This window comes from Micromonospora arida (genome assembly GCF_042873195.1).
GTDB classification, from domain to species: domain Bacteria; phylum Actinomycetota; class Actinomycetes; order Mycobacteriales; family Micromonosporaceae; genus Micromonospora; species Micromonospora arida.
Genome location: NZ_JBIALC010000001.1, coordinates 976,728 through 998,779, shown reverse-complemented (window position 1 = coordinate 998,779; position 22,052 = coordinate 976,728). Strand labels below are relative to the sequence as shown.

Genomic DNA, 22,052 nt, shown 5'->3' with positions numbered 1-22,052 from the left:
ACAGTAGGCATGTACCTGCCGACCCCGGTTCACGGGCGAATCGTACTGGTCAGCCGCCTGACTTCCGGCGTCCTTGAACTCTCGTTCGGCGCCCGTCCGACGCGTACTTGTCGCGAATCCGACTCACCCCGCTGGCAGGGCTGTCGGGCAGGTCAACAGCGGTAAGGGGTGCAGTAGCATGCGGCGGTGACCCGCTCATGAGGCCTACCCTCGCCGCCGACACCCTGCGTCGGACCCTCACTCAGTACCTGACCACCACCTTCGGTTTGACCGAGGACGGCGTACGTCATGGTTTGGAGGGTTTTCTCTCCCACCCGGAGCAGGGCATCTTCCGCGGCCCTTACCTGCGGATCCGCACCCCTTTCCGCCCGGCGGAGGAGGGCTGGCGGGCGAACCTGGACTGGGCACCGGCCGGCTTCACCCCTTACCTGCACCAGGCGAACGCATTCGCCCGGTTGTCGACGAAGGATAAATCGGCCGAGCCGACCCTGATCACCACCGGCACCGGCTCCGGCAAGACGGAGTCGTTCCTGATCCCGGTGCTCGATCACTGCCGGCGGCAGAAGCAGCAGGGCAGGGCGGGGGTCAAGGCGATCCTGCTCTACCCGATGAACGCCCTCGCGACGGATCAGACGCAACGCATCAACGAGTTGCTCTCCGACCCGGCGCTCAGCCAGGTCACTGCTGGTCTCTACATCGGCGATGTCGCGGCCATCGAGTACGCCCACGTCTTCACCAAGCGGTCGGAGATGCGCCGCACCCCGCCGGACATCCTGATCACCAACTACAAGATGTTGGACCTGTTGCTCCAGCGCGCCGACGACCTGCCGCTGTGGGAGGGCGCCGAGCCGGCGTACGTGGTGCTGGACGAGTTCCACACCTACGACGGCGCGCAGGGCACCGACGTGGCGATGCTGCTGCGCCGGCTTGCCGCGGCGCTCGGCCTCGACGAGCCGGAGCGGCCGTTGGGGCCGATCTGCCCGGTCGCGACCTCCGCGACCCTCGGTGAGGGCGGCGGCCGGGACGGTCGTACCGCGATCCGCGAGGTCGCCGAGCAGGTCTTCGGCGTCGCCTTCGACGCCGGGTCGCTGGTGGGGGAGGACCGCTACGAGGCCGGCGAGTTCATCGCACGCCAGGACTTCAGCCTGCCGCTGCCCAGCCCGGAGCAGCTCGCCGCCGTTGACGACCGCGACCCCGAGCTGATGATGGCCGAAGTCGCTGAGCTGGTCGTCGGTGAGCGTTGTCTCGACGCGCCGACCCGCCTCGGTGACCTGCTCCGTCAGCATCCGTTGACGAAGGCGGTGCTCGACTCGCTCCAGGCGCGGCCGTGCACGCTCGACGAGATCATCGACGTGCTGCCCCGGAAGAACGCCACCGGCTGGGGCAGCGTGATGAAGACCCCGCCCGAGATCACGGCGAAGGCTCTCGCCCGGTTCGTCGGCCTGCTCTCCGTGGCGCAGAACCCGGAGGCTCCCGGCCGTCCGCTCTTGAACATCGAAACCCACCTGTGGGTACGCGCCGTCTCCCGCCTGCTGCGCGGCACCTCCCACCAGGCCGCCTTCGGCTGGTACGGCGAAGCACCGCGCGAGCTGGATCCGTACGCCACCGATGTCGACCTGGTCGTTGCCGACAACCGCTACCCACGGTTACCGGCCATCTACTGCCGGCACTGCGGCCGCTCGGGCTGGATGGCATTGTCGCCGGAAAAGGACCCGCAGGAGCTGGAAACCGACCCGGACAAGATCTACCGCGCCAGCGTCGGCCGGGACAAGCGCCGGGTCCGCGCGCTGATCGCAGCGACCGAGGATGAGGTACGCCAGCGCTCCCGTGGCCTGCTGGTCCTGGAGTACGGCCGCCGGGTGCGTCCCTTCGATGAACAGCGGGACCGGGAGCCCACCGACGACGCCGTCGTGGTGCTCGGCGACGTTCTCGACATCGACGGCGCCGAGAAGGACCGCTGCCCGTCCTGCGAGCTGGACCACGGTATCCGCTTCCTCGGTGCCGGCCTGGCCACCCTCGCCTCGGTGGCGATCACGCAACTCTTCACCGGTGGAGAACTCGACGAGGCCGAGAAGAAGACGCTGCTCTTCAACGACTCGGTCCAGGACGCCGCGCACCGTGCCGGTTTCGTCGCCAACCGGTCCTACTCGTTCTCGCTGCGTTCTTTGCTTGCCAGCCGGCTGGAGTCAGGAGAGTCGGTCGGGCTGGACGACCTGTTCACCAAGATGATCGAGGCAGCAGCGCAGCCGGAAATCCTCTCCACCGTCGTACCGCCGGACCTGCACGACCAGCCCGGTGTCGACAGCCTGCTCGCCGGTGAGCACAGCGGCAGTCGGGAAACGTGGGAGCTGATCAGTGAGCGGCTCGTCTTCGCCACCGTGATGGAGACCGGGCTGCGCTCCCGCCAGGGCCGAACCCTGGAGTTGACTCGCAGCGTCGCCGTCGAGGTTGCCCTCGACGATCCGGCCCGGGCCGCCGCGATCTGCCGGGACGTCCACCTCACCGGCCCCGGTCACCTGACCGGTATGGCGCCGGACGACGCCCGCTACCTCGCCTTCCTCCGCGGTCTGCTGGAACGGCTCCGGACCCGGGGTGCGGTGTTCCACGAGTGGCTGGTGCCGTACCTGAAGCGCGGTGGCACCCGGTGGCAGATCTGGGGCGGCCGGCCGGCCGGGATGCCCGCGTTCCCGAAGGGTCTGTCCGCGCCCGCGTTCCTGCTCGCGACGCCGAAGTCCCGCTCGGAGTTCGACGTGATCACCGCGCGGGGCAACTGGTATCAGGACTGGACGTCGCGCTGTCTCGGCCTCGACTCCGGTGACGCTGCCGGCTTCCTCAGCCAGCTACTGCCGGCCCTCGCCGCAGAAGGCGTGGTCGCCGTTGGCGACACCGAGGACGGCAACAAGGTGTACGGGCTGATGCCCGGCCACCTGCGGGTGACCCGACTCGACGACGCCTCCGCAGTGTCTGCCGGAGTCGGCTGCGACACCTGCCACTGGCAGCAGACCGAGCACCCCGACCGGGTGGCCGACTGGATCGGCCAGCCGTGCCGGCAGTACCGCTGCCGCGGTCAGCTCCAGGCCGTCCACGACGACACCGCTCCCGACGACTACTACCGACGGCTCTACCTGGACAGCCCTGTGTTCCGGGTGGTCACCGGCGAACACACCGGCATGCTCACCCGCGCCCAGCGGGAGACGGTGGAGAAGCAGTTCCGCGAAGGCGATCGCTACACCGACCCGAACGTGCTCTCCTGCACACCAACCCTGGAGATGGGCATCGACATCGGTGCCCTCTCCGCGGTGGTGCTGGCGTCACTCCCGCACGGCCCGGCCAACTACGTCCAGCGAGCGGGCCGCGCCGGCCGCAAGAGCGGCAACGCGCTCGTGCTGACCCTCGTGGGACGAACCGAGCGGGATCGCTACTACCTCACCGATCCCCGCGACATGATCGCCGGCCAGATCGTCCCACCCGGCTGTTTCCTATCCGCCGTGGAGATCCTGCGCCGCCAGTACCTCGCCCACCTGATCGACCTGGCCGCCCGCGGCCGTCTGGCCGGAGTGCTGCCGATGCCACGGCGGGCGCACGTGCTGTTCGGCCCGACCGGTTGGTTGACGGGCCTCGCCGAGGCTGGTCGTCGCGACGGTGGCCGGCTGGTGGAGGACTTCCTGGTCCTCTTCGGCGACAAGGTCCTGCGGGCCGCCGTCGACCAGCTGCGTGAGTTCGCGGTGGACGGCATCGTCCACCGGGTCAAGGAAGCCGACGAGGTCTGGGAATTCCGGTTGGCCGACCTGCGCCGACGGATGCAGGAGCTTGCCACCGCCCGGGGCACGCTGGTGCCCAGCGACCCGGACCACGCCCGCGAGATCAAGATGTTGAAGGCCGAGGAGGGTGCGGTCCGCCGCCGCCTGCGAGAGGTCAGCGCGGCTGCCGCCCACGGCACCCTGGTCGAGTTCGGTCTGCTGCCCAACTATGCGCTCATCGACAGCAGGACCGACCTGGAAGCCACCCTGACCTGGGAGGACAAGACCGACGGTGACCGTCGGTTCCACAGCGAACTCCGGGAGTACGCGCGCCCCGCCCGGCAGGCGTTGGTGGAGATCGCACCCGGCAACAGCTACTACGTGCGGGGCTACAAACATGAGATCTCCGGGCTGGACGTCGGCCCAGCGGACCGGCCGGCGTACGAGCAGTGGCGGGTCTGCGCGCAGTGTGGCTACGTCCGCACCCACCTGGCCAAGGAGGACACCAGCGCCTGCCCGCGATGCGCGGACCCGGGCATCGCCGATCACGGACGACTGTTCCAGGTGCTCCAACCGACCCGGGTGCTGAGCCGCGACAAGCGCGACGACGCCCGCATCCGTGACGACAGCGACGACCGGGACCGGCGGTTCTACGCCACCACCGTCGCCGTCGACGTGGACCCGGCCAAGGTCGATTCGTCCTGGCGGCACGCTCATGACACGTTCGGTGTCGACTACAGCCGGCACGCGATGATCCGGCACTTCAACCTGGGCGCACAGCGCTACGACCGGGCGGCTGAACTCTTCGCGGGCGAAGAGGTGCGGATCAACCGTTTCCACGCCTGCACCTCCTGCGGCGGGACCACGGTTGATGGTGCCCCCGCGGTGAGCCAACAACTCGCTGCGCAGGCCTCCGGCTCCACCGTCGTGCAGGGTGCAGAGCACCACCGGCCGTGGTGTCCCTACCGGCGCTCGCCAGCTGCCCCGGACGCCCATGTCGATCTGATCCTCGCCCACGAGCTGGAAACCGAGGCACTGCGCATCCTGATCCCCGCCGCAACCGCCGTCGTGCAGGAGCGCATCGCGTCGTTCGCCGCTGCCATCCGCCTCGGCATCGCCGCGCAGTACGGCGGCGACCCCGCGCACCTTCAGGCGGTGTCGGCCACCATGCCGGACGGGCAGAGCGACGGGACGCGCAACTTCGTGGTCGTCTACGACACTCAGCCGCAGGGAACCGGCTATCTGCACCGCCTCGCCAAACCGGAGGAGTTCCGCGCCGTTCTGGAACTTGCGCGGCAGCGAATCGCCGACTGCGTCTGTCGAAACGAAGGCAAAACGGTGTGTCACCGCTGCCTCCTCCGTCACGCGCGTAACGAGCACTTCGCCCTGATGAGCCGCGACGAGGCGTTGGGCATGCTGCACAAGCTCCTCGACAACTGGGACGTCCAGGAGGGCACCCGCACGGACGAGATCTCGCTGATCCACCAGGTGGAGAGCGAGTTGGAGATGCGTTTCCTCACCAAGCTGTTGGCGCTTGGCGAGACGCCCAACTCGGGTCTGCGGATCGACCGGCGCACCGATCATGACGGTGCCCGCATCGCCGACCTGCGGTTCGTCCGGGACAACGGTCAGAGCGTCACCCACTGGCAGATGAAACTGCAGAACACCGTTCGAGGCACCCGGCCCGACGTCCACTTCAAACGCCTCGACGCCCCGTCGCCCGAGGTGGCCGTCTACCTCGACGGATTCAAGTACCACGCCTCATCCCAGTACAACCGGCTCGCCGACGACGCCGAGAAGCGGGCCCGACTGCGCGCCCACGGCTACCTGGTCTTCGCCGCCACCTGGGACGACGTCAAGACCTGGGGGAGTGCGGACGGACAGGGGCGGTGGATGCCGTACGGGGGACTGAGCAAGCAGACCGCCAGGGACAAGTTCCGCGGCATGCTTCCTGGCGCGGACCCCGCAGAGCTTGAGGAGACGATCTGGGTCAATCCGATCGAACAGCTCATGCGCTTCCTCGCCGATCCTGATCTCACCCGCTGGCAGCGGCGGGCGGAAGGCGCTCTGTGGGGCATGCTCAAGCAAGCCCGAGACAAGAGCGCCACCGACTCCGCTGGCGTCGCGGAAAGGTTGACCGCCGCTCTGTGTGGAGGATCCCTGCCCGCCTCGACCGCAGGGCACATCATGGTCGCCCGAGCTCAGGACAACGCTGGGTGTCCGGTGACGGTCGTCCTCGACGCGCGCAGCAAGCCGTTGCCGATGATGTCGGCCCTCGCCGTCGTCGACGATCTGCCGGCGGCGGTGGCGGGGGAGGGACACAAGGAACGCTGGGCCGCCTGGCTGGCGTGGGGCAACGTCATCCAGTTCCTCGGCAATGGTGGCGGCGACGCCGGTCAGCTTGCCGTGTCCGCGCTCGACGCCTTCGAGCCGGCCTCGATGGCGGTGACCGAGGGCACCGGGCTCGTGCTGGCTCAACGCGCGCTGCCGCTCGACGAGGAGACGGCAACCTGGCTTGGCGTCGCGGTGCAGCCGGTGACCGTCGAGCCCGAGACGCTCGACACCGAGTCGCCGTGGCGGGACGTCCTGCGTTACCTGGACCCGGGCGAAAACACTCTGGAGCAGCTCGTCCAACAGCTCGCCCGGCAGGAGCTGCCCGCACCGGTCGTCGGCTACGAGCTGGGCGACCAGGGCTGGCAGGCTGAGCTGGCCTGGCCCGACCGGCGGATCGCCATCGTGCTCACCGGTCCGTCCGACGACCCGGAGACGGAAGATCGCGACCGGGCGTACGCGGACGCGGGCTGGCACGCCCGTACCGCTCGGGAATGGTCGGTCGACGAGTTGGCGGCAGCGATCAAGGTGACAAGCGGGGGAGAACGTCGATGAGCACCGGAGCAACAACCCTGCGGATGCTGGACCGCGCCGACAAGGAGGTCATGAAGCTCACCCGCGCCGACATCGGAGCGGTCTACGAGTTCATGCACAAGTTCCGGCACAACCCGGAGAACCCGGGGCTCAACCTGAAGGCGCTCAACAGCGATTCCCGGCTGATGTCCGCGCGGGTCAACAAGGACTATCGGGCGCTGCTGCTGCACATCGCCGAGCGTGACTACCTGCTCGTCGCGGTCAAGCATCGGGGCGAGGTGTACGACGACCTCACCCGCTACGCGTACCGCATCAACCGGGTCACCGGCGGCATCGAGGTTATCGACATGGCACCTGTCGGTGACAGCATCATCGGTCGGGTCGTGCCGCCGGACGTCGAACCGGAGCCTGCGCAGAAGCCGCTGTTCCAGGCGTACACCGACGCTCAGTTGCTGGAGTTGGGCGTTTCCGAACCGTTGCTGCCGCAGATCCGGGAGTTGACCACCGAGGCGGAGCTGCTGGAACTGCTCGACCGAGCGCCGCAGCTCACCACCGACGTGCTCTTCGCGCTCTTCGACGGCACCCCCTACGACGACGTGCTCCAACAGGTCACGGACCCGGTACGCGCCGACGAGCCGGTCGACCCCGAGGACTTCGAGGCGGCGGTGGAACGCCCCGCCACGCAGGTGACCTCCGACGACGAGGCTTTGCAGGCGATGCTCGGCGAAGCCTTCGAGCGGTGGCAGATCTTCCTGCACCCCACCCAGCGGAAGCTGGTCGAGCGCCGCTACAACGGTCCAGCGCGAGTTGGCGGTGGCCCGGGCACCGGCAAGACGATCGTCGCCCTGCACCGAGTGGCGCACCTCGCCCGGCAGTTGCCAAACGGCGTGGACAAGCCGATCCTGCTCACCACCTTCAATCGGAACCTGGCTGCGGACCTGCGTACCCGCCTTATGGCGTTGGGCGGGCAGGAGTTGGTGGCCCGGGTCGACATCGTCAACATCGACCGGTTGGCAAGCCGGGTGGTGGCAGAAGCCAAGGCAGGCGGCAGCCGCCGGGTGGTGGACGACAATCGCGTCCTTGAGCTGTGGGACGAGTTCCTCATCGAGACCGGGGAGACCACCTGGGAGGCGGAGTTCCTTGCCGCCGAGTGGACCCAGGTGATCCTCGGTCAGGTGCTCAACTCGCGGACGGACTACTTCAAGGCCCGCCGCCCCAACCGTGGACGCAGTCTCTCCCGGATCGAGCGGGACCAGATCTGGCAGCTGACCGAGCGCTTCACCACCTGGCTGGAAAACCGCGGCGTCTGGACCTGGCGCCAGGTGGCACAACGGGCTGCCCGCCTCGAGATGGACCGAACGGCCCAGAACACCGGGGTCGCCGGCGAGTCGTCCGGCGGTTTCTACCGCCCGCGCTACCGCCACGTGGTGGTCGACGAGGCGCAGGACCTCAGCGCTGCCCACTGGAAGATGCTGCGTGCCATGGTCGCGCCAGGCCCCGACGACATGTTCCTCACCGGCGACACCCACCAGCGCATCTACGACAACCACGTCACGTTGAGCAGCCTCGGCGTCAACATCCGCGGTCGTTCGTCCAGGCTCACCCTGAGCTACCGCACGACCCGGCAGATCCTCGCCGACGCCCTGCAGATCATGACCGGGGAGGTGTACGACGACCTGGACGGCGGCGAGGAGGACCTGGCGGGCTACCGGTCACTGCTTCGTGGCGGCCGCCCGGTCTTTCGCGGTGCCGCGACGTGGGCGCAGGAGCGGGACCTGATCGTCGAGCAGTTGCGCGGTTGGGGCAGTCCGACGGACGGCTCGGTTGCCATCTGCGTACCCACCAAGGACCTGGCGGCGGACGTCATCAGCCGGCTGGAGGCCGAGGGCCTGGAAGTGGTGGAGATCGGCCCGGACGGCCCGAAGCGCCCGGACGGCGTGCACATCGGCACGATGCACCGGTTCAAGGGTCTCGAGTACCAGCGCATGATCATCGCTGGGGTCAGCGACGGCCTGGTGCCTCGCCAGATGATCAGCAGGTACCGGGACACTGATCCGAAGCGCTACCAGCGTGAACGCCAGCGCGACCGGTCGCTGCTCTTCGTCGCCGCCACCCGCTCGCGCGACGAGCTTGCGGTGTTCTGGCACGGCACGCCCAGCCCGTTCCTGACCGGGCGGCTCGTACAGCGACAGCTAGCGTGATTGCCGGCCCCTGCTCAGGCGGGGCCGGGGTGGGATGCCGGGGGAGGCTGTAGGTGCAGGCAGGGGATCGTATTGGCGACCGGTACGAGTTGACGTATCCGGTCGGTCGCGGAGGAATGGGTCAGGTCTGGGCCGGCTTCGACGAGCGGCTCGACCGGCCGGTGGCGATCAAATTTCTTCGGCAGTTGGACGTGCCGGAGGACGAGCGTGAGACGGCGGGCAAGCGTTTCAGGCGGGAGGCGAGAGCGACCGCCAGGCTCGATCATCCCGGAGTGCCGGCCGTACACGACCTGGGCGTACACGGTGAAGACCTCTTCCTCGTCATGCAACTCGTACCGGGGATCGTCCTCGCCGACCACATCGCCGAGCAGGAACGGCTGCCTGTCAGCGAGGCGGCTTCCATTGCCGCGCAGGTCTGTTCGGTGCTCGTGGCAGCTCACAGCGCCTCGCTCGTGCACCGTGACCTGAAGCCCCACAACCTCATGATCACCCCATCGGGGGTGGTCAAAGTGCTCGACTTCGGCGTAGCCGCGCTGCTCGGCCCGGCCGAGGCCTCGCGCCTCACCGCGACCGGGCGCACGCTCGGGACCCCTGCCTACATCGCACCCGAGCAGGCGCAGGGCGGCCCGGTGGGCCCTGCCGCCGATTTATACGCCTTGGGCTGCATCTTTTTCGAGATGCTCGGCGGAAGCCCTCCCTATGAGGCGGCGAACGCACCAGAAATGATGCGCCGTCACATCGACTCACCGATTCCCATCATCACTGAGTATCGATCGGATGTGCCCGACGATCTGGCGCACCTCTTGTATTGCCTGTTAGCCAAGGACCCAGCGGAAAGGCCAGCGTCGGCTGGCGAGGTTCGTCAGATCCTTACGCCGTTCCTCGAAAACGGTGAATCACCAGGGCTCGTGGCCGCACGATCGGACGACAAGGTTCCCGGCCCTGCCCCCGTCTCGGTTCCGCCGCAGAAGGCCAAGAGGGAGCTGGTGGAGTTGCGAGCGCAGGCCAGGGAGTTGGCCGAGAATGAGCGCTTCGTGCAGGCCGCCGAGGTGTTGCAGCGGGCCCTTCACTTGGTGCCACAAGGCGGTGCGCCGCTCGCCGCCGAGATCGTGGCGCTCCGAGTTGATGTCGCGAACCTCTTGATGCTTGCAGGCGACTTCCGGAAGGCGCGCCGCGCTTTCGAGGCTTTGGCACAAGATCTGGAGCAGTCGGGCGGGGAGCAGGATCTAGTCGAGGAATGTCGACAGCAGGTGGTGGCCTGTCAGCTTGAACTGGGCGAGTGCGCTGATGCCACCGATGCGCTCTCGAGGCGCTAGCTCATCGCGACATCGCCCGTGTCCCGGCAGATCCTCTGCCATCCGTTGCTGCTCACGGTCGAGTGGGTTCAAGCATCCGCGCGGTTCCTGATTCCCTTACGCAACACTGCATGAGCCGTCCCTGCAACTCGCACAGGTTGCAGCAAAGAAAGTCAGCGCAAAACGGCGAAATTGCGGCCTGAAACGTTGCTTCTCCAATGCGGCCATCGCAGGCTGATCACAGCACGGCGGCCGGCCGGTCCCCCCGAACGGCCGCCGTGCTTCCCAGGACAGCCCTCGCCGAGCAGTGATCCGTACCGCCGAGAACTGGGGTTTCAGGGGACGGGTGTGCCTCCACAGATGGGCGGGCAAACCCGCCCATCCACGACCAGGAAAGGCGGACGGACGTGAACGCCCCAAACCAGCGATCAACCGCGGCGGGTAGTGGTGCGACCTACCGCTCCGCCGCGTACACCAGTCTCTTGCCGTGGCAGGTGTGTGAGCGTCGCTTCGCGCCGGTCGGGTTCGGACGTCGCGGTTTGAACCCCGACGACGTGTACGCCTTCCTCGACCGGGTGGCCGTCGACATGGCCGCCGTCTACGCCGCTCTCGCCGAGAGCCGCCGCGAGACGGCCCGGATCAAGGCCGGGCTGCATCGCTGGCAGACCGATCAGGCCCGCGCTCGCAACGACCGGGGCCAGGCCCGATGAGCCAGCGGTACGTCATCCACCTGCCCGTCGTTGCCAACGACCTGTCCGCCGCGCAACGCCTGGCCCGGGTCATCGGCCGCTGGATGCTGGTGCTTCCGATGACCGACCCGGGGGAGACCACCGTCTCCGAAGAGGACCATCAGTTGCTCCGGCACCGGGTCTTTTGCGACCTGCGGATGCCAGGCGGCCGGCGCTGCCTGCTCCGCGACGGCCACGACGGCGCCTGCTCCCGCCGCTTGCGTCGATGAGGGGTGCGAAGCCGGAGATAGGCAGAGCTGGAAGCAGCGGGCGGGTCACCATCGACGAGGACGCGGCGGCCGCGGGACTGGTAGTCGCAGGCGAGTAGCGGTGCGAGAGCCCGACCACTCCGCTGGGAATCGTGGCGGCGCACGTGGCATGCTGCTGGCCATGCGTCAGCCCGGGAGCGTGGTCTCCGTCATCAACTACAAGGGCGGCGTGGGCAAGACGACGTTGACGGCGAACATCGGGGCGGAGTTGGCGACGCGCGGCCTCACCGTACTCTTGATCGACCTGGACCCACAGGCGAGCCTCACGTTCTCCTTCTACCAGCCGCACCAGTGGGAGCAGGAACTCGCCGACGAGCGCACCATCCTCCAGTGGTTCGGCGACGTGCTCGGCCACGGTGGCTCCCAGCCGCTCGACCCGTACGTGGTGACCCCGCCCGCCGTGAACGACGTGATCGCCCGCAGCGGCTCGGGCCGGCTCGACCTGGTCCCGTCGCACCTCATGCTGGTCGACGCCGACCTGGATTTCGCCTACCAATTGGGCGGCTCCCGGTTTCAGCACGGAAGTCCGCGCTATCTGCCGCTGCACCGAGCGCTGGCCGACGCGCTCGACGGAGAGGCCTTCCAGGCGTACGACGCTATCCTGATCGATTGCCCGCCCAACTTCACGATGGTCACCCGCACCGGGATCGTCGCCAGCGATCACATCCTGATCCCGGCCAAGGCGGATTACCTCTCCACGCTCGGCATCGACTATCTCCGCAAGAAGCTCTCCGAACTGGTGCGGGACTACAACCGGGTCGCGGGCGCCGTTCCGCAGATCAATCCCACCATCCTCGGTGTGGTTCTTACGATGATCCAGTACGCCGGCACCGGGCCGATCATCGCCCAGCGCAACTTCATCGAACAGCCCAGCAGCGTCGAGCTGCCGGTGTTCCGGCAGATGATCCGGGACAACAAGACACTTTTCGCGCCCGCAGGCGAGCACGGAATACCCGCCGTCCTCCTGCCGAACGCGAACCCCACCGTCCAGTACGAGCTGCAGCAGCTCGCCAGCGAGTTTCTCGCCCGGATCCGGAACTAGGAGCACCCGTGACCAGCCCAGCCGACCTGAGCCACGCCGTACTTGTGCGGGTGGCGGAGTTCCTCCGTACGCTTCCGGCGGACCAACTGGCCGCGCTGGCCGAGGGGTCCGCCCGGCTGCAGCTCGCGGCGACCGGCGCGACCGGCGCGACATCCGACCGGCCGGCGCGGCCGTCGGTGGCGCCCAGGAGCAGGGGTACGGCGAAGACCGCGCCGGCGCCTGCGGTGGAACCGGAGAAGGTCCGCGCTGACCTGGCCGCGATCGACGACCGGGCGGCCGCCGGGCGCTACCTCGACGACCTGCGGCTGACCGTGCCGCAGCTCAAGGCGCTCGCCAACAACCTCGGCATCGCCGTGCCGAGCCGGGCGACCAAGGCCGACGTGCGGCGCGACATCGTGCAGTGGACGGTCGGGCGCCGGCTCGACTCCTCGGCGATCAGCAGGCCGGCGCCGGTCCGCGGCTGATCGCAGAGCCGGGTCAGTCCGTCGCGTCCAGCGCTCGGCGTACCTCGTCAAGGACCGCATCCCACGACGCGCGCGGCGCCGCGCCGCGCAGCTGGCCGGCGAGGTGGTCGGCGAGCCGGCGGACCGCTCGGTCGGTGAACAGTGCGGCACCCTCGTCCGCGGCCGTTGGCCTCCGCTGCGGTGGCACGGTCAGCGGCAGCGGATCGGCGACACAGACGATGTCCAGATATGCCGTGGTACGGGTCAACGCCACGTAGAGCAGCCGGTGCCCGCGATCGTCCTCGGCCACGATCTGTTCCGGCTCGACCACGACCACCGCGTCGAACTCCAGCCCTTTCGCCTCCTGCGGACTCACCAGGTTCACCGAGCCACCGAGCTCACCGCGCTGCGCGCTGCTCCAGCCGACGCCGTTGTCAGCCAGCGCCGCCTCCACCTCGCGGCGACACCGTGCCGGGCAGACGATCCCGACGAAGGCGCCCTTCTCGGCGTGAGCGGCGGCCAGGGCGACCACCCGCCCGGCCCGCTCGGTCAGCGAAACCCGGTGGATTCCGGGCTCGGCCGGACCCGTCCGCACCACCTCCGGAGGCGTCACGCCGGCGGCGGCCACCGGCAGCAGCCGGGCGGCGAACCGGTACGCCTGCGCGGGTACCCGGTAGCCGTACCGCAGCGGGGCGATCACCACGGGATGGACCGCAGGCAGGTGATCGGTCACCTCGGCCCAGTCATCACGGGCCCACGAGCCGGTTGACTGAGCCAGATCCCCCACCAGGGTGAGCGAGCCCCCCGCGCAGCGACGGCCGATGGCCCGCAGCTGCATCGGCGACAGGTCCTGTGCCTCGTCGATCACCACGTGCGCGTACTGGCGTCCCGGACCGTCGATGAGCCGCTCCAGCTCGTCGAGGAGCGGCAGGTCCGCCGCGGCCCAGACCTCCTCGGAGAGCCGGTCCGCGCCCTGGCGGTGCAACTGGCGGACCTCCTCAGCGGTGAACTCCGTGCCGGCCGCGGCGCTCAGCCGCGCCCGCGAGCCGAACAGGTCGCGCAGGAACGCCGCCGCCGACTGCTGCGGCCACAGCCGCTCGACGAGATTCGTCACCGCCGGCGCCCCGGCCGCGTCGACGCCGGCGCGTTCACTGACCAGGTGGTTCACCCGGTCCCAGAACAGGCGGCGCTGCTGGGAGTATGGCAATTCCGCCGCGCTCGCCACCGCCATCGCCTCGGCCAGTTCCGTTCCGGGCACGGTGACGAACCGTCCGCCCAGCAGGAGCCGTTCGGCAGGCTCGGGCACCCCCACCCGGTTGCGCAGTGCGCGGGAGAGTAGGCCGGCCAACCGTGCCTCGCCCTTGAGCCGGCTCACCTCGGCCTGCTCGGTCCGGCCGCGGCGTACGTCGGGCGCCAGCCGGGCGACGTCACGCATCAACACCTCGGCGTCGCCCAGATCGGGCAGCACCCGGCCGATGTAACGCATGAAGGTCGGGTTCGGTCCGACCACCAGCACGTCCTCCGGTGCCAGGTCGGGGTTGTTGAAGAGCAGCCAGGAGACGCGGTGCAGGGCGACTGCCGTCTTACCGGTGCCCGGCCCGCCCTCGATCACCAGCACCTGCTCCATCGGCGCCCGGATCAGCTCGAACTGGGCCGCCTGGATCGTTGCCACGATGTCGCGCATCTCGCCGGTACGCGCCCTGGCCAGTTCGTCGAGCAGGCGCTGGTCGGGCCCGTCGATGGCGGCCGCGAGCTGGGCGAAGAACACGTCGGTGAAATCTTGGATCGTGTTGCCGTCGCACTGGTAGCTGCGCTTGCGTACCAGGCCCCGAGGGTCGACATGGCTCGCCTCGAAGTAGGGCGCGGCCGCTGGCGCCTGCCAGTTCGCGATCAGCACCTCGCTGCGCTCGTCGAGCACGACGTGCCGGCCGATGTAGAGCACATCGTCCGACTCGTCGTCGACCCGGCCGAACGCCACCGCCTCGTCGTTGTCGCCGAGGGCTTCGGCGGCCTTCCCGGCGTACCGCTTCAGGTGCACGGCGGCGCCGGGATGCGCCGCCGCCGCGGTCACCTCGGCCAGCCCGTCCCGCCGGCGGGTCCGATGTCGGGCCGCCGCGTCGAAGAAGGTCTGCTCGCTGGCGATCTCCGGCGACTTGCTGCCCACGTGTGCTCCTGACTCCGGCGGAACCGCCACACCCTATCCCTGTTAAGTGCCGTTGCTCAGGCGGTCACCGAGCCGAGGCCGAGGCCGTCGAGCAGGTTGATGAGGTCGTCGTCGCGGGTCACCTCGTAGCCACGCTCGCGCAGCTCCGCAACCAGTTCAGCCTCGCCGTCGAGCGGGATCTCGAGGTACTCACCGTCGTGAACCGTGAGCACGACTTTGCCGTACCGGTCCTGCAGATCCTCCGGCAGCACGTCGAGCGCCCGCACCGCGACCATCTTGGGCCAGCTCATGTCCACGACCGCACCCACCTCGGCGATGCGGAAGGGCTCGTCGTCGGGGTAGTCGTCCTCGTCGTAGCACTCGGGGCCGGCGGGGTTCCACAGGCGGGTCATCTGCACCTGCCGGGCCTCGCCCCAAGTACGGGCGGCGGCGAGCGCCCTGATCTCCGCGGCCTCCCCGGCGGCGGTAGGGGCGTCGATGAAGGCGAGGCAGTCGTGATTAATGGCGTGGCCGTAGACCAGGTGCTGGTGTTGCGTCGTCATGGCGCACATCCTGCCCCAGACGTACGACTTCCAAGATCGTCGTACGGCCGGGGACCGCTCCGCCGGTCGGTTGACCGCTAGGCTGGCCCCCCACGGTCTCCCCACCTGGAGAAACGCCCATGTCCGACAGCGTCTTCGCGCAGTTCACCGCCGACGACGATCAGCTCGAAGTTGGGCTGATCGTGCAGCCGGCGATCAACGCCGCCCTGGTGCACAACCGGGTGCCGCTGGTGCGTCACCTCACGCTCGTCAACCGAGGCGCGGTGCCGCTGACCGACGTGACGCTGACGCTGGAGCTGCGAGGCCCGGACGGCGGGCTGACCGAGCCGTGGACCCGTACGCTGACCGCACCGTTGCGGCCCGGCGCGAGCACGAGCTGGGACGACTTCCGCGACTTCACGCCCGACCGCAAGCTGCTGTATCGCACCGACGAGGCGTTCCCTGTCGACTACATCCTCCGGGTGCAGGCGGGGGAGGAGACACTGCGGCTGGTCGCTCCGTCACGAGTGTTGGCGCACAACGAGTGGTTCAACAGCCCTGCCCTGTACGACAGCCTGGCCGCCTTCGTGCAGCCGAACACCCGGGCGGTGGAGGCGGTCCTGCGGGCAGCCGCCCAGCTCCTGCTCGCGCGGACCGGCTCCGGCTCGCTACAGGGCTACCAGGAGGGCTCGGAGCGGGCGGCGCTGATCGCCGGCGCCGTGTACGAGGCGCTGCGCCAACTCGAGATCACCTATCAGACCCTGCCGGCGTCCTTCGAGAACACCGGCCAGAAGGTGCGCACCACAGCCGCCGTCCTCGACGGGCGGCTCGGCAACTGCCTCGACCTGTCCGTCACGTACGCCGCGTGTCTGGAGGCGGCGGGGCTGCACCCGCTCATCTTCATCAGCGCGGGGCACGCCTTCGGTGGCTTCCTGCTGGAGGAGGAACGGCTGGGGTCGGCCGCGGTGACCGAGACCAACCTGCTGATCTCGATGGTCGACTCGGGCCGGGCCGTGCCGGTCGAGCTGACCCGCATCGGGCCGGGCGCGCAGTCGGCGACCTTCACCGAGGCGGTACGCGTCGGGCTCGGCCACTTCCGCGGCGACGGTGAGCGCATGCAGGGCGTCGTCGACGTCCACCTGGCCCATCGTTCGGGGATCCGCCCGCTGCCGTCAGCCGACGAGCTGGTCGCGCCCGCCGCGGTCGACGCCGAGGCGACGCCGGAGATAACAGCGTCCCTCGACCTTCCGCCCGGCGTCGCCGCCGCGAAGCTGCGCCAGTTCGCCGACGAGGGCGAGGAGGTGCCGCAGCAGTCCGACGGCTCACCGGCGCGCGTCCAGCAGTGGAAGAAGTCGCTGCTCGATCTGAGCCTGCGTAACCCGCTGCTCAACCTGCCCAAGCGTGGCCGTGGCCTGGACCTGCACGTGCCCGCGGGTGCGCTGGCCCTGCTCGACGACCTCATCCACGACGGCCGTCAGGTGCAGGTCATCCCGCAGGACGACATCAGTCACGTCCACGAGCTGGCCGGGGCACGTCGGGCGCAGGACCTCGACGCCGAGATCCTGACCCGGGAGCTGCGTACCGACCGGCGGGTCTACGGCGCGGTCACCGACGCCCGCTACAAGACCGCGATGCGCGCGCTGCAGCGCGAGGCGCGCACGATGGAGCAGGAGACCGGCAGCAACTACCTCTACCTGACCATCGGCACCCTGGTGCACACGAAGGCGACCGGGGGAGAGGCGTACGCGCCGCTGTTCCTCCTACCGGTGCGCATCGAGGGTGGCAGCGGCCGTCGCCCGTACGCGCTGGTCATCGACGGCACCGAGGTCGCCAGCCCGAACTACTGCCTGATCGAGTGGTTGCGGGTGAAGCACAGCGTGCGGATCCCGGAGCTGGAGCGACCGGTCCTCGACGAGCACGGCATCGACATCGCCAAGACCCTCGCGGCGATCAACACGGGGTTGCTCGACAACCGGCTCAACTACCGCATCGACGAGACCGCCAGTCTTCGACTGCTGCAGTTCTCCACCTTCCAGATGTGGCGGGACCTCACCGACCACTGGCCCCGGTTCATGGAGAACCCGGTCGTCCGGCACCTGGTCGAGTCCTCCGGCGCCACGTTCGACGATCCCGCCCGCCCGGAGCACGACGTCGAGATCGCTGTCGACGAGGCCGACCTGCACCTGCCCATCCCCGCCGACGGGTCGCAGATGCAGGCCATCGTGCGCGCCGAGCGGGGCCACTCCTTCGTCCTGGAAGGCCCGCCGGGCACCGGCAAGTCCCAGACCATCACCAACATGATCGCCCGGGCGGTCAGCGCGGGCCGGTCGGTGCTGTTCGTCGCCGAGAAGCAGGCCGCCCTGGAGGTGGTGAAGCGCCGCCTCAAGCAGATCGGCCTCGGGCCGTTCGCGCTCGACTTGCACGGGCGCAAGCAGTCCCTCAACGCGATCCGCCAGCAGCTGCGCGACGCGCTCGACCAGTACGACCAGGGCGGTGACGGCACCTGGACGGCCGTCGAGACGGCCTACCGGACGCGGCTCGCCCCACTGACGGAGTACCCGGCCCAGGTGCACACCACCAACCCCGTCGGGATGTCGCTCTGGTCGGCCTACGAGCAGACCCTGGCGTACGGGGACGGCCCGGTCGCCCCGATTCCGGTGGCCTATCTGCACGCACCCGCCCCGGCACGCGCGCAGGTCGAGACGACCCTGCGGGAGTTCCCGGCGGCCGCACGATCGGCCCGACTCCGGGCCGCGCATCCGTGGGCGCTCAGCGGCTGCCGCACCCTCGACGGGCTGCACGGCGCCGCAGTCACCGAGATCGCCGGTGAGCTGGAACGTCTCCGCGCCGATCTCGCCGCGTACCCGCGCCTGGTCGAGTTGCTGCGGACGCTGCCCGCCCCGGAGACCGTGAGCGAGTTGCAGGCGGGCGCCTGGCTCGCCGTACGCGGAATGTTGCCGGACCGGCAGACCACAGTGCACGCCAGCGACCGGCGGTGGGACGAGGCGGTGGCCCGGTTCCAGGCGGACCTGGCGGCCTTCCGGCAGGGGTTCGCCGGTGAGCTGGCCACCTTCCGGCCCGACGTGTTCGCTCGACCGGAGCTGACCGCCTGGCATGGTGAGGCCCAGGAGGCGGCGAAGCGGTTGTTCGGCAAGGGCAAGCGCCGCCAGGCCATAGCGGACCGGTTGGCGGTGCATCTGGTCGCCGGTGCCACGCTCGACGTGGAACAGGTGGAGGTGCTCACCGGCCGGTTGGTTGCTGCCCGGGCGCAGGCCGCCGCGCTGCACCAACATCTGCTGGGGCTCGGTGGGCTGCGGCTGTCGCAGTGGTTGCCCACGTACCCGAACGCGCAGGAGCGGCTGACGGAAGCCGTCGAGGCGACCCGGGTTGGCCGGACGCTGTTGGCCCAGTATCCGCAGGCCTGGGAGCTGTTCCAGAGCGGGTTCACCGATGCCGACGCGGCAATGCTCGACCGATTTGCCTCGCGGTGGCGGGCCTGGCGCGGAGTGCTGCGCTCCGGTGAGGCCGAGCTGACCCTGTGGGCGGGCGGTTCGCACTGGACCGACGCCTGGCAGCGCGACGGCGCGGCCTGGCTGCACGAGTTGCAGAGCGAGGAGTTGTTCCCGCTGCGCCGATGGGCGACCGTCCTGGCCCACTCCGACGTGCTCGCCTCGGCCGGCCTCACCGACTACCGTGACCAGTTGCTGCGCGCCGAGGTGCCCGCGCATCTCGCCGAGGAGGTCTACCGCCGGGGTGTCGCGACGGCGTCCCTCGCCGAGCGGGTACGGGCCGGTGGCCTGCAGTACTTCGACCCGGAACTGCACGACGACGAGATCAGCCAGTTCGAGGCGGCCGCCGGTGAGCTGCGGTCCGCGCTGCCGACGCAGCTGCCGTCGGTGCTGGTCCGTCGCCGCCCGTTCAGCCCGGCCGACCGGCGTGGCCGCTTCGCTGACTTCGCCGCGGAGCTGCGCCGTAAGCGGGGCGGTCGGTCCTTCCGGGAGTTGTTCGAGCAGTACCCGGACGCGGTGCTCGCACTGACCCCGTGCGTGCTGGTCAGCCCCGCGTCCGCAGCGAACTTCCTGGCACCCGGGAGCCAACGTTTCGACCTGGTCATCTTCGACGAGGCCTCGCAGATCCGCGTAGCGGAGGCGATCGGCGCGATGGGTCGGGGCAGCGCCGTGGTGGTCGTCGGGGACTCCCGGCAGATGCCGCCGAGCAGCATCATGCAGGCCAGCCACAGCGTGGACGAGGTCGACGAGGGCGACGGCCCGGTGCCGGAGGACCTGGAGAGCATCCTCAGCGAGGCCGTCGAGTCGGGACTGCCGCAACGGTGGCTGTCCTGGCACTACCGCAGCCACGACGAGTCCCTCATCGCCTTCTCCAACCGCTACTACTACGACAACAAGCTCTCCAGCCTCCCGTCGCCCGGTGCCGCCAGCTCCGCGGGCGTCAGCTGGCGGCGCGTCGAGGGCCAGTACGACCGGGGCGGATCCCGCACCAACGAGGTCGAGGCACGGGCGATCCTCGCGGACATCACCCGGCGTTTGCACGACCCGGCGACCGCCACCCAGTCCGTCGGCGTGGTCACCTTCAACATCCAGCAGCGGGATCTGATCCTCAACCTGCTGGAGGAGAGCACCGACCCGATCATCCGTGAGCAGCTCTCCGGTGCGGTCGCAGAGCCGATCTTCGTGAAGAACCTGGAGAACGTGCAGGGCGATGAACGGGACGTCGTCCTGTTCTCGCTGGCCTTCTCCACCAATCTGGAGACCGGTCAGCTCCCGCTGAACTTCGGTCCACTGAGCCAGGCCGGCGGCGAGCGGCGGCTCAACGTGGCCATCACCCGCGCCCGCCGTCAGGTCGTCCTCTACTCGTCCTTCGACCCGTCCGACATCGACCTCGCCCGTACGTCGGCGCTGGGCACGCAGCACCTGCGGGCGTACTGCGAGATGGCCGCCGCAGGTGCGGACCGTCTGGGCGACCTGGCCACCGACCGCACCGAACGGCGTAGTCGGATCCGCGATGAGGTGGCCGCGGCACTGCGCGACCGCGGCCACGAGGTCCGTACCTCGCACGGTCTCTCCGACTTCACAGTGGACATCGCCGTACGCACACCAGGCTCACCACGGTGGCAGGTGGCCGTCATGCTCGACGGCCCGGACTGGAGCGCCCGCCCGACGGTGGCCGACCGGGACTCCGCACCGACGCTTCTCCGCTCGATCATGGGCTGGCCGGAGGTCGTGCGGTTCTGGCTGCCGGCGTGGATCCACGACCGGTCGGCGCTACTCGACCGGGTCGACGAAGCGGTCACGCGAGCCGAGGCCCTCGCGACAGTCGAATCCGAGTCGTCGGCGGTCGCAGCGGCACCCGAAGCTATTGAACTGCCGCAGCCGCGCCCCGCAACGGACGTGGAGCAGCCACGCTCGGCACCGGCCGCCGAGTTGCCGCAGCCGCGCCTCGCGGCGGACGAAGAGCCCTTCCGGGGCGGATCGGCAGCACCCGTCACTGCACTGGCCGCCGCGACCACGGCAACGTCGGCCGCAGACACCATCACGGTGAGCCCGTTCGTTCCGTACGTCCCAACCTCACTCGGAGACCAGGCCGACCTCGACCTCCTGGCCACCGACCGGCGGGTACGTGACCTGATGCGGAACGCGCTCCGCGAGATCATCGACTCTGAGGGGCCCATCGAGCAGCACCGGCTGGCACGCCTCGCTCTCGCCCGGTTCGGTTTCCTCCGGACCCGGGAGGACCGGCGCACCGCCGTGCTGTCCCTCGTCGACTCCCGTCGCCTCTACGCGCACCCGACCGTGAGTCGGTACGCCTGGCCGGAGGGCGTCGACCCGCAGACGTACCGCGCGTACCGGGTCACCCAGGCGAGCAACGACCGCGCGTTCGAGGAGGTGCCGCCCGAGGAGGTGGCGAACGCTTTCGTGCACGTGCTTCAGGGCATGACGAGCATGGACGAGGAACGGCTGCTGCGCGCCGGCCTGGAACGGCTCGGCTACCGCCGACGTACCGAAAAGATTGACAAGCTACTCCGGTACGGGTTGCACGTCGCCCTGACCAGCGGTCGCCTCCGCTACGACCAGGAGGGCCGCCTGACCAGCGGCTGACGACAGCCAACCTCGCATCGGCAACAGGACCGAGGTGAGTACCGGGTTGGTCATGGCGGATGACGTCGACCTTGTGCTCGGTCTCCGGAAGTTGTCGCCCGCCAACCGTTACCAGGCTGCTGCGCAGATGGCTGACGATCTCCTGTTGTGCTGCGGGGGGCAAGTCGTCGATCCACAACGATCCGAGGTTGTTGTCGACGATCTCCTGCAGGTGGTTGGCGGTCGGCCGATGGATGCTGGTGCTGCCCATGACCGACCCGGGGGAGACCACTGTCTCCGAGGAGGACCAGCAGTTCCTCCGTCACCGGGTCTTCTGTGAACTGCTGATGCCGGGCGGCCGGCGCTGCCTCCTTCGCGACGGCCACGACGGCGACTGCTTCCGCCGCTGACGTTCCGTTCGGTCTACTACGGTTGCGCTACCGGTAGAGACCGGCGTCATTCGCTCAGCTTGCGAACAGCATTCTCGACGGAAACTCACCGCTCGATCGCCAGGCCTTGACGATCTTTGACGCGATCGCACCCGCAGCTGAGTTGAAATCGCCATCTTCGACACGGGCGTCGAGGGTGTGCGGATCGATTGTGAGGATTCGATCAAACCTGTCATCCAATCCGAACTCGTACCGAACCTCGCCTGCGGCCGCCTCCACGCGCCGCGCGGTCACCATCAT

General features: G+C 69.3%; 12 protein-coding genes. 9 read left to right on the top strand and 3 right to left on the bottom strand.

The annotated features are described in order from the left end of the window. Window positions 1-197: 197 nt before the first annotated feature. From ACFYP0_RS04715 to ACFYP0_RS04685, 7 genes are all read left to right on the top strand, one after another. Window positions 198-6,626 (top strand): DEAD/DEAH box helicase, encoded by a 6,429-nt coding sequence (locus tag ACFYP0_RS04715; protein ID WP_386994398.1) that lies wholly within the window; start codon window positions 198-200, stop codon window positions 6,624-6,626. Next, a complete protein-coding gene (locus ACFYP0_RS04710; protein WP_386994396.1) occupies window positions 6,623-8,806 on the top strand; it encodes a UvrD-helicase domain-containing protein in 2,184 nt (727 codons plus the stop codon). The genes ACFYP0_RS04715 and ACFYP0_RS04710 overlap by 4 nt, the downstream gene beginning before the upstream one ends. A 53-nt stretch (window positions 8,807-8,859) precedes the next feature. Further along, a complete protein-coding gene (locus ACFYP0_RS04705; RefSeq protein ID WP_386994394.1) occupies window positions 8,860-10,122 on the top strand; it encodes a serine/threonine-protein kinase in 1,263 nt (420 codons plus the stop codon). Between the two features lie 386 nt (window positions 10,123-10,508). After that, the gene (locus ACFYP0_RS04700; RefSeq protein ID WP_386994391.1) at window positions 10,509-10,811 is read left to right on the top strand and encodes a DivIVA domain-containing protein; all 303 of its coding nucleotides are present in this window, start codon (window positions 10,509-10,511) and stop codon (window positions 10,809-10,811) included. After that, window positions 10,808-11,059 (top strand): hypothetical protein, encoded by a 252-nt coding sequence (locus ACFYP0_RS04695; protein WP_386994389.1) that lies wholly within the window; start codon window positions 10,808-10,810, stop codon window positions 11,057-11,059. Before ACFYP0_RS04700 ends, ACFYP0_RS04695 begins: the two co-directional genes overlap by 4 nt. A gap of 160 nt (window positions 11,060-11,219) precedes the next feature. Next, window positions 11,220-12,140 (top strand): ParA family protein, encoded by a 921-nt coding sequence (locus tag ACFYP0_RS04690; protein ID WP_091400182.1) that lies wholly within the window; start codon window positions 11,220-11,222, stop codon window positions 12,138-12,140. Window positions 12,141-12,148: 8 nt separating this feature from the next. Beyond that, window positions 12,149-12,604, top strand: coding sequence for a hypothetical protein (locus tag ACFYP0_RS04685; protein ID WP_386994386.1), 456 nt, complete (start codon window positions 12,149-12,151; stop codon window positions 12,602-12,604). Window positions 12,605-12,617: 13 nt separating this feature from the next. Here ACFYP0_RS04685 and ACFYP0_RS04680 read toward each other — a convergent pair whose 3' ends face one another. Together ACFYP0_RS04680 and ACFYP0_RS04675 are read right to left on the bottom strand one after the other, a co-directional pair. After that, window positions 12,618-14,747: a HelD family protein gene (locus ACFYP0_RS04680; RefSeq protein ID WP_386994384.1), complete on the bottom strand. Its 2,130-nt coding sequence runs from the start codon at window positions 14,745-14,747 to the stop codon at window positions 12,618-12,620. Window positions 14,748-14,803: 56 nt separating this feature from the next. Continuing rightward, a complete protein-coding gene (locus ACFYP0_RS04675) occupies window positions 14,804-15,289 on the bottom strand; it encodes a hypothetical protein (protein WP_386994381.1) in 486 nt (161 codons plus the stop codon). A 119-nt stretch (window positions 15,290-15,408) separates the two neighbouring features. On the opposite strand from ACFYP0_RS04675, the gene ACFYP0_RS04670 reads away from it, so the two are divergent. Together ACFYP0_RS04670 and ACFYP0_RS04665 are read left to right on the top strand one after the other, a co-directional pair. Continuing rightward, window positions 15,409-21,384 (top strand): DUF4011 domain-containing protein, encoded by a 5,976-nt coding sequence (locus ACFYP0_RS04670; protein WP_386994379.1) that lies wholly within the window; start codon window positions 15,409-15,411, stop codon window positions 21,382-21,384. A gap of 248 nt (window positions 21,385-21,632) precedes the next feature. Then, on the top strand, window positions 21,633-21,773 hold the full coding sequence (locus ACFYP0_RS04665) for a hypothetical protein (RefSeq protein WP_386994857.1): 141 nt from the start codon (window positions 21,633-21,635) through the stop codon (window positions 21,771-21,773). A 54-nt stretch (window positions 21,774-21,827) separates the two neighbouring features. On the opposite strand, the gene ACFYP0_RS04660 is transcribed toward ACFYP0_RS04665, so the two are convergent. Continuing rightward, complete coding sequence (locus tag ACFYP0_RS04660) at window positions 21,828-22,052, bottom strand: hypothetical protein (RefSeq protein WP_244219226.1); 225 nt, start codon at window positions 22,050-22,052, stop codon at window positions 21,828-21,830.